The following is a 255-nucleotide window of genomic DNA, read 5'->3' as shown; positions in this document are numbered from 1 at the left end:
CAATTGATAGTAATTATGCTATTCTAGCAAATGATGAATTCAAAAATATTTTTTCTAATTATTCAATCGCTGTGGGTTCTACAGGAAATTTAGGACTTAGTGTCGGAATCATGGGAGCAAAGTTAGGATTTCAGACGACTGTCCACATGTCTAATGAAGCAAAAAGCTGGAAAAAGCGTTTGTTGAGAGAAATGGGTGTTGTTGTCAAAGAGTACGAAGGTGATTTTAGCAAAGCTGTAGCTTTAGGGCGAGCAG

1 protein-coding gene is annotated in these 255 nt (G+C 37.3%); it reads left to right on the top strand.

Going from position 1 to position 255, the window contains the following annotated elements; translation table 11 throughout:
• Nucleotides 1-255: pyridoxal-phosphate dependent enzyme (locus tag P3R27_RS15630; RefSeq protein ID WP_301357631.1), on the top strand; the 255-nt coding region annotated here is incomplete at both ends.

The sequence above is a fragment of the Enterococcus spodopteracolus genome (assembly GCF_030441955.1).
GTDB classification, from domain to species: domain Bacteria; phylum Bacillota; class Bacilli; order Lactobacillales; family Enterococcaceae; genus Enterococcus_B; species Enterococcus_B spodopteracolus.
This window is presented reverse-complemented; position numbering and strand designations above follow the sequence as displayed.